The 14412-nt window shown below is 42.6% G+C and carries 9 protein-coding genes, 2 rRNA genes and 1 pseudogene; all 12 read right to left on the bottom strand.

Going from position 1 to position 14412, the window contains the following annotated elements; all coding sequences use genetic code 11:
- Nucleotides 1–25 precede the first annotated feature (25 nt).
- Nucleotides 26–1486 carry a glutamate--tRNA ligase gene (gene gltX / locus ACKXGF_RS00615; RefSeq protein ID WP_411954439.1) on the bottom strand — a complete coding sequence of 487 codons (1461 nt, stop codon included), beginning with the start codon at nt 1484–1486 and terminating at the stop codon, nt 26–28.
- 43 nt (nt 1487–1529) lie between these two features.
- On the bottom strand, nt 1530–2009 hold the full coding sequence (gene ispF / locus ACKXGF_RS00610) for a 2-C-methyl-D-erythritol 2,4-cyclodiphosphate synthase (protein WP_411955539.1): 480 nt from the start codon (nt 2007–2009) through the stop codon (nt 1530–1532).
- A 27-nt stretch (nt 2010–2036) separates the two neighbouring features.
- A pseudogene (gene ispD, locus ACKXGF_RS00605) lies at nt 2037–2714 on the bottom strand (2-C-methyl-D-erythritol 4-phosphate cytidylyltransferase); the annotation flags it as partial.
- A gap of 121 nt (nt 2715–2835) precedes the next feature.
- The gene (locus ACKXGF_RS00600) at nt 2836–3927 is read right to left on the bottom strand and encodes a PIN/TRAM domain-containing protein (RefSeq protein WP_411954438.1); all 1092 of its coding nucleotides are present in this window, start codon (nt 3925–3927) and stop codon (nt 2836–2838) included.
- A 176-nt stretch (nt 3928–4103) separates the two neighbouring features.
- The gene (gene radA / locus ACKXGF_RS00595) at nt 4104–5474 is read right to left on the bottom strand and encodes a DNA repair protein RadA (RefSeq protein WP_411954437.1); all 1371 of its coding nucleotides are present in this window, start codon (nt 5472–5474) and stop codon (nt 4104–4106) included.
- An 85-nt stretch (nt 5475–5559) separates the two neighbouring features.
- Complete coding sequence (gene clpC, locus ACKXGF_RS00590) at nt 5560–8022, bottom strand: ATP-dependent protease ATP-binding subunit ClpC (RefSeq protein ID WP_411954436.1); 2463 nt, start codon at nt 8020–8022, stop codon at nt 5560–5562.
- A 19-nt stretch (nt 8023–8041) separates the two neighbouring features.
- On the bottom strand, nt 8042–9109 hold the full coding sequence (locus tag ACKXGF_RS00585; protein WP_411954435.1) for a protein arginine kinase: 1068 nt from the start codon (nt 9107–9109) through the stop codon (nt 8042–8044).
- Nucleotides 9109–9648, bottom strand: coding sequence for a UvrB/UvrC motif-containing protein (locus tag ACKXGF_RS00580; protein WP_411954434.1), 540 nt, complete (start codon nt 9646–9648; stop codon nt 9109–9111). Before ACKXGF_RS00580 ends, ACKXGF_RS00585 begins: the two co-directional genes overlap by 1 nt.
- A 14-nt stretch (nt 9649–9662) precedes the next feature.
- A complete protein-coding gene (locus tag ACKXGF_RS00575) occupies nt 9663–10127 on the bottom strand; it encodes a CtsR family transcriptional regulator (protein ID WP_411954433.1) in 465 nt (154 codons plus the stop codon).
- A 196-nt stretch (nt 10128–10323) separates the two neighbouring features.
- Nucleotides 10324–10998, bottom strand: a complete 675-nt coding sequence (locus tag ACKXGF_RS00570) for an MgtC/SapB family protein (protein ID WP_411955538.1) — start codon at nt 10996–10998, stop codon at nt 10324–10326.
- Between the two features lie 172 nt (nt 10999–11170).
- Nucleotides 11171–11286 (bottom strand): 5S ribosomal RNA (rrf, locus tag ACKXGF_RS00565).
- 92 nt (nt 11287–11378) lie between these two features.
- Nucleotides 11379–14308, bottom strand: a 23S ribosomal RNA gene (locus tag ACKXGF_RS00560).
- Between the last annotated feature and the right edge of the window lie 104 nt (nt 14309–14412).

The following is a 14412-nucleotide window of genomic DNA, read 5'->3' as shown; positions in this document are numbered from 1 at the left end:
TCATATGTCGCTAAAGTAAAAGTCGTTACGACGATGCGACTTGATTCAATCGATGAATGACGGTTTCTTTTCCAAGAAGACTAATGGCATCTGGCAATTCAGGTCCATGCATTTGCCCTGTGGTTGCCACACGAATCGGCATGAACAATTGCTTACCTTTATTACCTGTTGCTTTCTGCGTTGCTTTAGTGGCAGCTTTGACATCTTCTGGTGTCAGTTCATCTAATTGTTCTAATTCTGATTTGAAATGCGCTAACATATCTGGCACATGTTCTTGATCTAATACAGCCTGGCTCTCTTCATCATAATTGATTTCTTTACGGAAGAAGAGTTCTGTCAGCTCAACAATCTCCGCGCCATAATTCAATTGATTATGATAAAGGGAGATGAGTTTTTCCAACCACTCGCGGTCTTCTGCACTCATATCTTCAGACACTTTACCTGCTTCAATTAAATGTGGCAACGTCAAATCAATCACACGCTCTAATGAACTGTCTTTAATATATTGATTGTTCATCCACTTCAATTTGCTTGGGTCGAATACAGCAGGTGATGTCGATAAACGCTCTGGGTCAAAGATTTCTGTCAGCTCTTCACGCGTAAACAGCTCTTCTTCACCTTGAGGTGACCAGCCAAGTAATGCGATAAAATTAAATAGCGCCTCAGGTAAATAACCTAAGTCTGCATATTGTTCAATAAATTGAATGATATCTTCATCACGTTTACTCAATTTCTTACGTTCTTCATTCACAATTAAGGTCATGTGCGCAAATCTCGGGACTTCCCAGCCAAATGCATGGTAAACCATCATTTGTTTCGGTGTATTCGAGATGTGATCTTCACCGCGTAAGACATCAGTAATCTTCATCAAGTAATCATCAATCGCACAAGCGAAATTATACGTTGGCGTCCCGTCTTTCTTCATGATGACCCAATCACCGAAATCTCCAGATTCAAAGGTGATATTCTTCTTCACGATATCATTAAATGTATACGTTTCGTTCTTAGGAACACGCAAACGAATGCTTGGAATACGACCTTCATCTTCAAAGGCTTGAATTTGTTCAGGTGTTAGATCACGATGGGCACCCGAATATTTCGGTACTTTCCCTTGAGCGCGTTGCTCTTCACGTTCTTGTTCTAATTCTTCTTCTGTCATATAGCATTTATAAGCAAGTCCTTTTTCAAGGAGCTCATCAGCATATTCTTGATAGATATGCAGGCGGTCCATTTGACGATATGGTCCATAACCTCCATCAATATCAACACTCTCATCCCAATCGATGCCTAACCATTTCAAATACGTTAGCTGACCGATGTCGCCACCTTCAACATTTCGTTTCTGGTCTGTATCTTCAATACGAATGATGAAGTCACCACCCGTACTACGAGCGAATAAGTAATTAAATAATGCCGTTCGAGCGTTTCCGATATGCAAATGACCCGTTGGACTTGGTGCATAACGAACGCGTACTTTTTCCGTCATGATTTGATCCCCTTTCATATGTCTAAGTAATATTGTACAAAATTTATGACGTTTCGTGTAATAATATGACTGCTTGAGCAGCAATGCCTTCTTTACGCCCTGTAAACCCAAGATTTTCTGTTGTTGTCGCCTTGACATTCACTTGATCCTCACGAGCGTTTAAAATGGAGGCAATGACAGTTTTCATCTCATCAACATATGGTGCCATCTTCGGTGCTTGTGCCATAATCGTACAGTCAACATTACCTAATGTATAGCCTAACGCTTCTACGTCTTCCCATACTTCTTTTAGTAATTGTTTTGAATCATAGCCTTCATATTGCGGGTCATCGTCAGGGAAATGGCGGCCGATATCACCTCGTCCCACCGCCCCTAAAGCAGCATCTGCAATCGTATGTAATAACACATCCGCATCAGAATGACCTTTCAAACCGTAATCGTAAGGAATCTCCACCCCACCTATGATACAAGGGCGACCTTCCACTAATTGATGTACATCAAAGCCTTGTCCAATGCGAATCATCGATGACTCCTCCTTACGATTCTCAAACCTATTCATTTGTAGCATATTTTCCGCTTTTTGTATATCTTCAGGATTCGTTAATTTAAAATTATCTAGGCTACCTTCTACAATAATCGGTTCTAATCCTATTTCTTCTAATAACGCCACATCATCCGTTGCCATAACACTATTTTTGAACGCGTGATCATGAGCTCGTTTTAACCACTCATATTGAAAAGCTTGTGGCGTTTGCGCTTGATAAAGCGTATTACGATCTAACGTTTTAATGCCCTGCTCTGATTGTTGTTTAACCGTATCTGTAACAGGTGTTGCTAAGAATGCTGATCCTTGTTGTTTAGTGGCTTCAAACAAATCATGAAGTTCATTTTGGCTCACAAATGGACGAGCACCGTCATGGACAAATGTAATCACGTTTTCTTCAACCGCTTCAACACCTTGGCGAACGCTGTCCTGACGTTCATTACCACCAGTGATGTACTTCTTAACCTTCTCAAAACTATATTCATTCACGACTTCTTTCATCACATCGTATTCATCTGCTTGCACAACAAGATAAATCGCTCGGCATAAAGGATCTTCTTCAAACACATTAAGTGTATGGGCGATTAACGGGTGACCACCTAATTGAAGTAATTGTTTATTTTGCCCTAATCCCATGCGCTTACCTTGTCCAGCTGCTAAAACAATGGCTTGATATTGTTCCATGCTGCGTCTCCTATCTCATTTAGAACTTGTTACATTTATTATAGGTGAACATTAACCAAACGAAAAGGGCTGACACATCACATAATTTTCAATTGATACTGCGTCAGCCCCTTAGGTTATTTTATTGCGCCTGATCTAGTGCTTTCGGTTTCGCGAAAATCATGCGGCCTGCTGAAGTTTGTAGAACACTTGTCACAATAACATCAAGACTGTCACCGATATGATTCTTACCTTCTTCGACCACAATCATCGTGCCGTCATCCAAGTATGCAACGCCTTGACGATCTTCTTTACCCGCCTTAATGACATAAACATTCATCTCTTCACCTGGTAAAACAACAGGTTTAACGGCATTCGCCAAATCATTGATATTTAAGACTGTCACATTCTGAAACTCGGATACTTTATTTAGATTAAAATCATTCGTCACAAGAACACCACTCATGACCTTCGTTAATTTCACTAGTTTACTATCGACTTCCTGAATGTCTTCAAAGTCTCCCTCGTAAATCTGAACATCTACAGGGACTTCCTTCTGCAATCGGTTTAAAACATCTAAACCACGGCGTCCGCGATTACGTTTTAAAACATCTGATGAGTCTGCGATATGTTGTAATTCTTCCAACACAAAATGGGGAATAATAATAGACCCTTCTAAAAAGTGCGTTTCACAAATATCAGCTATTCGCCCATCGATAATAACGCTCGTATCTAGGATTTTCGGGCGAACATCTGGCGCTTGGTTGACATTTGCCTGCTGCTCATCCGCTCCTGATTCTTTACGATTCATCGATAATAAATTGATAAATTCATTTCGTCGTTTAAACCCGACTTGGAAGCCTAAATAACCTAAAATCACCATGACGAATATAGGTAATATCTCAGATAAAACCGGATTACTTAAACCTTGCAAGTAAATATTAACGAGAAAGGCCAGAACCAACCCGACAATCAAACCTAAACTACCAAATAATAAATCGGCCACTGGTGCTTTGACCAACTTCTCTTCGATCACTTTTAACAGATTAACAATATAGTCCACGAGCCAAAAAGTAGATATAAATAATATGATTGCACCTAACACTAAACCGATAAAAGGAATGAACCAACTTGACCCGTCAACGCCTACTAATGATGCAACTTCAGGTGAATATAAATAACCGAGTGCACCACCAGCGACCACGATAAACAATTGTATCGTCCTCTTTAACATGCTTGCACCTCCTATTCTTAAGTGTTACCAAAAGCAAAATAGAACATAAGTTAATAAATGAACTATAATAGCTTATTATAGCACGGTTCAAAAATTTGCGTCAAAAAGATATCATTATATCATTACGAAACTTTTTATGTCAATTGTGTTACAAACATTTCTCGTTTGTAACACAATTACTCCAAACCTGCTTTTAGAGCCTCTTGTACGGAATTGACTCCGACTAATTCAATTCCTTCTGGCGGTGTAAAACTGCCTAAGTTATTACTTGGTAAAATAATGCGCTTAAATCCAAGTTTATGTGCTTCGTGAACGCGTTGTTCAATACGAGCGACCCGTCTAACCTCACCTGTTAATCCGACTTCACCAATAAATACATCATCTGGACGTGTCGGCTGGTCACGGAAGCTTGAAGAGACACTAATAGCAACTGCTAAATCAATTGCAGGCTCATCTAATTTCACGCCACCAGCAACTTTGACGTAAGCATCTTGGTTTTGTAACAATAACCCAGCTCGTTTTTCTAAGACAGCCATAAGTAATGGGACCCGATTATGATCTAGCCCTGTTGCCATACGGCGGGAGTTACCAAATTGAGTCGGGGAGATCAATGCTTGAATTTCCACTAGCATCGGACGAGTCCCTTCTAATGAAGCGACTACTGTTGAACCTGCTACCCCTTGTGATCGCTCTTCTAGAAAGATTTCCGATGGGTTACTGACTTCTTTTAATCCTTCTTCTTTCATCTCAAAAATGCCCATCTCATGTGTACTTCCGAAACGGTTTTTAACACTGCGGAGGATTCGGAATGTATGATGGCGTTCCCCTTCAAAATATAATACCGTATCAACCATATGCTCTAACAAGCGCGGCCCTGCAATCGCTCCTTCTTTTGTCACGTGACCCACGATGAAAATCGAGATTCCTTTCGACTTTGCCACTTTCATCAAGGCACTCGTACATTCACGGACTTGGGAAACAGAGCCTGGTGCTGAGGTAACCGCATCATTAAAGATCGTCTGAATCGAATCGATGACGACAAATGATGGGTTCATTTGATCAATGGCATCAATCACATATTCTAAATTTGTTTCCGCCATAATGTATAAATGATCCTCATTCGCATCGAGTCGGTCAGATCGTAGTTTCGTTTGTTTTTCCGATTCTTCACCAGAGATGTACAACACATTCATATGATTGTTCGCCACTTGAGATGATAGCTGAAGTAATAATGTCGACTTACCTATACCGGGGTCACCTCCGATGAGAACAAGCGAACCAGGTACAATGCCACCACCCAACACACGATTTAACTCTTCCATTTGCGTGGATAAACGTTCCTCTTCTTGTGAAGATACTTCTTTAATCGATTGAGGTTTCTTTCGTTGTTTAGAGGATTCTCCTGTTACTTGATGACGATCAGCGTTTTTTGACACCTTTTCCTCAACTAATGTATTCCATTGATGACAAGCTGGACATTTCCCCATCCATTTCGGTGATTCATAGCCACATTCCTGACAGAAAAAGATCACTTTTGATTTAGCCATAATTTACTCCCTTTCCTATGTAGGTGCTTACATTATAACAAAGTAGAAAAAACAGCCGGATTATCGATGAATCCGGCTGTTAATCTTATGATTGTTCATTTGTTTCAGGTTCAAGATCCTTCGTCGAGGCAATATAGAATTCACCGTCTTCATTGACGTCAATTTCTACTTCTTGCCCTGCTTGAATCGTACCACGAAGAAGTTCTTCTGATAAGAAGTCTTCCACATTCTTCTGAAGTGAACGACGTAAAGGTCGAGCACCATATTCTAAGTCCATGCCCTCATCAGTAATCTTCTTAATCGCTTCATCTGTTAAAGTGAAGTTAATTTCACTTTCAGACAGACGATTTTGTAATTGTTTAACCATGAGTTGAACAATTTCTTTAATATGATCTTCTTCAAGTGAATGGAAGACAATCGTTTCGTCGATACGGTTTAAGAATTCTGGACGGAATGCTTTCTTCAATTCGTCCATCACTTTCGATTTCATTTGTTTATGATCTTGTTGATTATCGTCAACACTGAAACCAACGTATTTCTGGCGACGTAATTCTTGAGCACCCACGTTTGATGTCATAATTAAGACCGTATTACGGAAGTCAACAACGCGACCTTTCGCATCAGTCAAACGACCATCTTCTAGGACTTGTAGTAAGATGTTAAAGACCTCAGGGTGCGCTTTTTCAATTTCGTCTAATAGAATAACGGAATAAGGTTTGGTGCGTACTTTTTCCGTTAATTGGCCACCTTCTTCATAGCCTACATAGCCAGGAGGAGAACCAACTAGACGAGAAGTCGCGTGTTTTTCCATATATTCGGACATATCCATACGAATCATTGCATCTTCATCACCGAACATTGAAGACGCTAATGCGCGCGCTAATTCTGTCTTACCAACACCTGTTGGACCTAAGAAGATAAATGAACCAATTGGACGTTTCGGATCTTTCAAGCCTGCACGAGCACGACGAACTGCTTTAGCAACAGCGTCAACAGCTTCATTTTGACCGATAACACGATCATGAAGCGTTTGTTCTAGGTTGAGTAAGCGTTCTTTATCATCCTTCGCTAAGCGAGAAACAGGCACTCCCGTCCAAGTAGAGACAACTTGAGCGATATCTTCAAGCGTTACTTCAGAATCTTCTTTACCTTGCTTTTCTTTCCACTCGTCTTTTGTTTTCTCTAGTTCATCTTTTAATTTCTGCTCTTTATCACGTAGAGAAGCAGCCTTTTCAAATTCTTGGCTTTGTACAGCCGCATCTTTTTCTTTCTTCACTTCATCTAACTTCTGTTCAAGTTCTTTTAAGTTAGGTGGAGCAGTATAACTTCTTAAGCGTACACGTGATGCCGCTTCATCAATTAAGTCAATCGCTTTATCTGGTAAGAAACGATCCGTGATATAACGGTCTGATAGGCGAACAGCACTTTCGATCGCTTCAGGTGAAATCGTAACACGGTGATGCGCTTCATAACGGTCACGTAATCCTTCAAGAATTTGTTGTGATTGTTCCGGTGTCGGTTCATCAACTTGAACCGGTTGGAAACGGCGTTCTAACGCGGCATCTTTTTCAATATATTTACGATATTCGTCTAATGTTGTGGCACCAATACATTGTAAGTCACCGCGTGCTAGAGCTGGTTTCAAGATGTTTGAAGCGTCAATTGCACCTTCAGCACCACCAGCACCGATTAATGTGTGCAATTCGTCAATGAAAAGAATGACATTATTAGCTTGGCGAATTTCTTCCATGACTTTTTTCAAACGATCTTCGAATTCACCGCGGTATTTAGTACCTGCAACAACAGTACCCATATCAAGTGTCATCACGCGTTTATCACGTAAAATTTCTGGTACTTCATTATTAATAATTTGTTGTGCTAGACCTTCAGCAATCGCTGTTTTACCAACACCAGGCTCACCAATTAGAACTGGGTTGTTCTTACGGCGACGGCTTAACACTTGAATGACACGTTCAATTTCTTCAGCACGACCAATAACAGGGTCGATATTGCTTTCTTGTGCCACTGCTGTTAAATCCCTTGCTAATGAATCAAGTGTTGGTGTACTCGCATTACTTGATTGTTTCTGTTGACGATTATTACCTGTTGATTCATTACTGCCTAACAGCTGTAACACTTGCTGGCGTGCTTTGTTTAGGCTAACACCTAAGTTGTTAAAGACGCGTGCAGCTACACCTTCGCCTTCACGAATTAGGCCTAGTAAGATATGCTCTGTTCCGACATATGAATGATTTAATTTACGCGCTTCATCCATTGATAATTCAATGACTTTTTTCGCGCGTGGTGTGTAATGAATCGTTTGTTGTTCACTTTGACCGACACCAATTAATTGTTCAACTTCCTGTTGGATTTGTTCGGCTGTCACGTTTAATGACGAAAGCGCCTTGGCTGCAATACCTTCGCCCTCTTTCACTAAGCCGAGTAATATATGTTCTGTTCCAATATTATTATGACCTAATCGTACAGCTTCTTCTTGAGATAAAGCTAACACTTTTTGTGCTCTCTCTGTAAATCGTCCAAACATCATACCTGTTTGCCTCCTTCAATTAATATTGCTCTAATTGTAATCGTTCACGAATTAGGTTCGCTCTAAACCAATCACGTTCAGCTGGTTGTAGGGATTTCTTCGCGTAGTGTTGTAAAAAGCCCGGCTGCGTTAGCACCATTAACTCATTCAAAATGGTTTTTGAAATGTTTTTGATTAAACCTAAATCGATGCCTAATCGGACATCTGATAAGCATTTGGCCGCTTCCTTCGATTCAATGATGCGGCTATGTGCCAACACACCGTAAGACCTAAATATCCGGTCCTCTAACTGTATACCCGATTGTTGCATCACCCATTCACGAGATTGACGTTCACTTTCAATCACTTTGCTTACAACACTCTGTAAATCTTGAATAATATCCTCTTCTGACTTACCAAGTGTCATTTGATTGGATATTTGATACAACGCACCGAGCGCTTCACTGCCTTCTCCATAAATACCACGGACGACTAACCCTAACTTGTTGATCTCTGGAGCCAAGCGAGTCATTTGATTCGTCATCGTTAACGCTGGCAAATGCATCATAACCGATGCACGCAAGCCTGTGCCGACATTAGTTGGACAACTAGTTAAATAGCCTTTTTCTTCACTAAATGCATATCTTGTTCGTTCTTCAAACCAATCATCTAACTTCTGGGCTTGTTGTAAAGCTTCAGATAAGCCTAGGCCTGGATAATAGAGTTGAATTCTTAAATGATCCTCTTCGTTAATCATCACTGAAGCCTGCTCATTTTCTGAAATTAGCACCGCACCTGTTTGAGTATTTTCAGCTAAATTAGGACTCATCAAATGTTTTTCAACCAAAACCCGTTTTTCAACCGGCTCTATATCAGCCATCTTCACTAACTGAAACTTTTTAAAATCCTCATAAGATTGATTGTTAAACTCTTGTTCAATATGTTCGAGTACTTTCTCTTGTGACGACTGATCTCCACTTGTCGGGAAAGGCACTTCTTCCAAATTGCGGGCCAAACGGATTCGTGTGCTTAAAACAATATCCGAATCCCGACCTTCATCATTCATCCATGGGCTGATGGCATCATTAATAAAATCTTGTAAAGACATTACGCTTCACCCCCATGACCATCATGCAGTTCCTCTTTTAAATGACGGATACGGTCTCGAATATTCGCAGCTTCCTCGAAATCTTCTTCATTAATTTTTTGCTGCATCTGTTCTTGGAGTTGATTAATTTCCCGGTGTTTATGCAAATGACCGCCTAGTCTCTTCGGAATTTTACCAACATGTTCTGTATTGCCACTATGAACACGTTTAAATATCGGGTCTAGATAATCCGAAAAAGCTTCATAGCATTGGCTACAACCGAATTTACCTTGATGTCGAAACTCATGATACGTTAAGCCGCATCCTTCACATTGAATCGATTGTGCAGAGGTCATCTGTTGTTCCGTTTGGTCTTTTGTTTGATCAAATGGGAACATATTCGTTAGAAAGTGGTGAAGGGATAAGTTTTCATTTGCAAAATCCATATAACCCTCACCTTGAGCACATTGCTCACACAAATGCATTTCTTTCTTTTGTCCATTAACGACTTGCGTGTAATGAACAGAGGCTTCTCGCTCTTGACAGTTTTGACATAACATTTTAACCCCTCCAATCAACCGTGCATTTTGATGGTCGTTAATAGTTCTTTAAAAATCTTAGCACGAATAATATCACGATCTGGTAATGGTATATCCAGAATATCTCGATGCATAACTTTCTCCATCAAACGTTTTTCACGCTCTGTTATCAAATTTTCTTCCTTAAGACGTTCAACTAAATCAAATGAAGCTTGTTGAGTTAAAGGTTGATTCGATGCTAAATCCATCTCTTGTATTAAAGCTTCATTCGATTTCGGTTGTAAGCGAATAATGCGAATGTAGCCACCACCGCCACGCTTACTTTCGACCAAATAGCCTTTTTCAAGCGTAAATCGCGTATTAATCACATAATTTATTTGAGAAGGGACACATTCAAAACGGTCAGCAATTTCACTGCGCTTTAATTCAACGACATCACTCTGACTCGACTGAATAACTTGCTTTAAATACGCTTCAATTACTTCGGATATATTCCTCACCGTCGCTCCCTCCTTACTCCTCAATCATTTATAATTGATCAAAGTTTGACTTTGACTATCTTTGACTATACTTTCATTATACTGATATTTTTCTATGTTGCAAATGATTTGATTGCTTGCTTTTGTAATAGTTATTTTTGCATAAAAAAACGTGTGAACACTGGCAAAAATAGTGTTCACACGTTATCTAATACTATTATTTATTGGTTATATCCAAATCATCATTATTATAAATATAAGTGACATCATTCAATTTACTTAACTGATTTAATAATTCATGACGGTTAAATTCTTGACGTTTCTCTAGCTCAATATGGACATTCCGACGATCCATTTCATCACTTTTAATTTCCATACGTTTGATCTGTAAATGAAATTCTTCTAATAAATCAAGAATGTCTCCAATATGAGCCTCTTGATTAATTAATAAATGCAGTTGATTTTTATCCTTATGACGCGTAAATAGCTTCTCAAATGAGTTAAGAAAAATTAAACTTAATAATACAACTAATGTTGCAAGGATTCCTAAAGCATACATACCTGCACCAATAACTAATCCCAGTCCAGCAACAGTCCAAATAGACGCAGCCGTTGTTAAACCTCTAATCGTCATACCATGAACAAGAATCGTTCCTGCTCCTAAAAAGCCAATCCCACTGATTACATAAGAAGGAATACGAGCTGGATCAAAACGGACTGTATCATGATCGTTAATATAAGGGTCAAACCCATAAACTGATAGTAACATCATCACACAAGCACCTACACCAACTAATATATGAGTACGGAAACCTGCTTGATGGTTTTTAAGTTCACGCTCAAAACCAATTAATCCACATAATACCGTCGCAAGTAATACACGATATAACATGGTATCAAAATTTTCATTAATGAATTGTTCATTTATATATTGAATGAAATCCATTTCAATTACACTCCTCTTTTACACCAGTCCCCTTTTATGTATGAATACTATTTAATTATTATTCCATCATAAACAAAAAAAGCTAAGAAGACAATAAATCTCTTAGCTTTAACAATATGCCCGGCGGCGTCCTACTCTCGCAGGGGAAGAACCCCAACTACCATCGGCGCTAGAGAGCTTAACTACTGTGTTCGGCATGGGAACAGGTGTGACCTCTCTGCCATAACCACCGGACTTCATATGATTGTATTCAATTGAAGGTGAAGCACCTTCAAAACTAGATAAGATCGATGATACCGCGCAACGTCGACCAGGCGTCTTAACCGTTAGTTAAGTCCTCGATCGATTAGTATCCGTCAGCTCCACGTGTCACCACGCTTCCACCTCGGACCTATCAACCTCATCGTCTCTGAGGGATCTTACTTGCTCGAGGCAATGGGAAATCTCATCTTGAGGGGGGCTTCATGCTTAGATGCTTTCAGCACTTATCCCGACCACACGTAGCTACCCAGCAGTGCTCCTGGTGGAACAACTGGTACACCAGCGGTGTGTCCATCCCGGTCCTCTCGTACTAAGGACAGCTCCTCTCAAATTTCCAACGCCCACGACAGATAGGGACCGAACTGTCTCACGACGTTCTGAACCCAGCTCGCGTACCGCTTTAATGGGCGAACAGCCCAACCCTTGGGACCGACTACAGCCCCAGGATGCGATGAGCCGACATCGAGGTGCCAAACCTCCCCGTCGATGTGGACTCTTGGGGGAGATAAGCCTGTTATCCCCGGGGTAGCTTTTATCCGTTGAGCGACGGCCCTTCCATGCGGAACCGCCGGATCACTAAGCCCGACTTTCGTCCCTGCTCGACTTGTAAGTCTCGCAGTCAAGCTCCCTTCTGCCTTTACACTCTGCGAATGATTTCCAACCATTCTGAGGGAACCTTTGGGCGCCTCCGTTACTCTTTGGGAGGCGACCGCCCCAGTCAAACTGCCCACCTGACACTGTCTCCGAACCGGATCACGGCTCGGGGTTAGAATGTCCGTACAGCCAGGGTGGTATCCCACCGACGCCTCCGCCGAAGCTTGCGCTCCGGCATCTTAGGCTCCCACCTATCCTGTACAAGCTGTACCAACATTCAATATCAGGCTACAGTAAAGCTCCACGGGGTCTTTCCGTCTTGTCGCGGGTAATGCGCATTTTCACGCATAGTATAATTTCACCGGGTCTCTCGTTGAGACAGTGCCCAAGTCGTTGCACCTTTCGTGCGGGTCGGAACTTACCCGACAAGGAATTTCGCTACCTTAGGACCGTTATAGTTACGGCCGCCGTTTACTGGGGCTTCGGTTCAACGCTTTGTCCCGAAGGACGAACGCATCCCCTTAACCTTCCAGCACCGGGCAGGTGTCAGCCCCTATACTTCGCCTTACGGCTTCGCAGAGACCTGTGTTTTTGATAAACAGTCGCTTGGGCCTTTTCACTGCGGCTCCCTAGGCCGTAGCCTAGATGAGCACCCCTTCTCCCGAGGTTACGGGGTCATTTTGCCGAGTTCCTTAACGAGAGTTCTCCCGATCACCTTAGGATACTCTCCTCGCCTACCTGTGTCGGTTTGCGGTACGGGCACCTCTTTCCTCACTAGAGGCTTTTCTAGGCAGTGTGAAATCCGGGACTTCGGTACTTATGTTCCCTCCCCATCACAGATCATGCGTCCGATGGACGGATTTGCCTATCCATCACACTCTCTGCTTGGGCGTGCACATCCGGTGGCACGCTTCCCTTATCCTCCTGCGTCTCCCCGTCGTTCGAACGGAAAGGAGGTGGTACAGGAATTTCAACCTGTTGGCCATCGCCTACGCCTTTCGGCCTCGGCTTAGGTCCCGACTTACCCTGAGCGGACGAGCCTTCCTCAGGAAACCTTAGGCTTACGGTGAAGAAGATTCTCACTTCTTTTTCGCTACTCATACCGGCATTCTCACTTCTAAGCGCTCCACCAGTCCTCACGGTCTGACTTCTAAGCCCTTAGAACGCTCTCCTACCATTGTCCTGCGGACAATCCGCAGCTTCGGTGATGTGTTTAGCCCCGGTAAATTTTCGGCGCAACGTCACTCGACCAGTGAGCTATTACGCACTCTTTAAATGATAGCTGCTTCTAAGCTAACATCCTGGTTGTCTGAGCAACGTCACATCCTTTCCCACTTAACACATACTTAGGGACCTTAGCTGGCGGTCTGGGCTGTTTCCCTTTCGACTATGAACCTTATCACCCATAGTCTGACTCCCAACGGTAAGTCATTGGCATTCGGAGTTTGACTGAATTCGGTAACCCGATAGGGGCCCCTAGTCCAATCAGTGCTCTACCTCCAAGACTCGCTACGTTGAGGCTAGCCCTAAAGCTATTTCGGAGAGAACCAGCTATCTCTGTGTTCGATTGGCATTTCACCGCTACCCACACCTCATCCCCGCATTTTTCAACATACGTGGGTTCGGGCCTCCAGTCAGTGTTACCTGACCTTCACCCTGGACATGGGTAGATCACACAGTTTCGGGTCTACGATGACGAACTAATGCGCCCTGTTCAGACTCGCTTTCGCTGCGGCTCCAGATCTGCTCTTTAACCTTGCTCGTCCTCGTAACTCGCCGGTTCATTCTACAAAAGGCACGCCGTCACCCATTAACGGGCTTCGACTACTTGTAGGCACACGGTTTCAGGTTCTATTTCACTCCCCTTCCGGGGTGCTTTTCACCTTTCCCTCACGGTACTGGTTCACTATCGGTCACTAGGGAGTATTTAGCCTTGGGAGATGGTCCTCCCGGATTCCGACGGAATAACACGTGTTCCGTCGTACTCAGGATCCACGCCGGAGGATACACCGTTTCGATTACCGGGCTTTTACCGTCTCTGGCGAACCGTTCCAGGTTGCTTCATCTACCGTGTATCTTGATCACTCCGTTTGGCGTGTCCTACAACCCCAAGACGCATGCGCCTTGGTTTGGGCTGTTTCCGTTTCGCTCGCCGCTACTCAGGAAATCGCGGTTGCTTTCTCTTCCTTCAGGTACTGAGATGTTTCAGTTCCCTGAGTTGTCTTCCATGACCTATGTATTCAGCCATGGATACGACCCCATTACGGGTCGTGGGTTTCCCCATTCGGACATCCCCGGGTCGACGCTTACTTACTGCTCGCCGAGGCATATCGGTGTTTGTCCCGTCCTTCTTCGACTCCTAGTGCCAAGGCATCCACCGTGCGCCCTTGTTCACTTAACTAACTCTTAACTCCATGGCGAACCATCAAGTTATGCGTGAAAAGACGCTTGTGTCTTTACTTGCTTTTCGATGCTTTGGTATCTCATCTTATCTAGTTTTCAAGG

Origin of the sequence: Alkalibacillus sp. S2W (genome assembly GCF_046764385.1) — a bacterium.
GTDB lineage: Bacteria > Bacillota > Bacilli > Bacillales > Alkalibacillaceae > Alkalibacillus > Alkalibacillus almallahensis.
Note: the sequence above shows the minus strand (reverse complement) of the source record. Positions and strands in the feature narration are given on the sequence as shown.

Excerpts from the sequence above, each read along its gene's own strand:
- ACKXGF_RS00580 (WP_411954434.1), bottom strand. The coding sequence starts at position 9,648 with ATGTTATGTCAAAACTGTCAAGAGCGAGAAGCCTCTGTTCATTACACG.
- ACKXGF_RS00585 (WP_411954435.1), bottom strand. The coding sequence starts at position 9,109 with ATGTCTTTACAAGATTTTATTAATGATGCCATCAGCCCATGGATGAAT.
- ispF (WP_411955539.1), bottom strand. The coding sequence starts at position 2,009 with ATGATTCGCATTGGACAAGGCTTTGATGTACATCAATTAGTGGAAGGT.
- radA (WP_411954437.1), bottom strand. The coding sequence starts at position 5,474 with ATGGCTAAATCAAAAGTGATCTTTTTCTGTCAGGAATGTGGCTATGAA.
- ACKXGF_RS00600 (WP_411954438.1), bottom strand. The coding sequence starts at position 3,927 with ATGTTAAAGAGGACGATACAATTGTTTATCGTGGTCGCTGGTGGTGCA.
- clpC (WP_411954436.1), bottom strand. The coding sequence starts at position 8,022 with ATGATGTTTGGACGATTTACAGAGAGAGCACAAAAAGTGTTAGCTTTA.
- ACKXGF_RS00570 (WP_411955538.1), bottom strand. The coding sequence starts at position 10,998 with ATGTTATATCGTGTATTACTTGCGACGGTATTATGTGGATTAATTGGT.
- gltX (WP_411954439.1), bottom strand. The coding sequence starts at position 1,486 with ATGACGGAAAAAGTACGCGTTCGTTATGCACCAAGTCCAACGGGTCAT.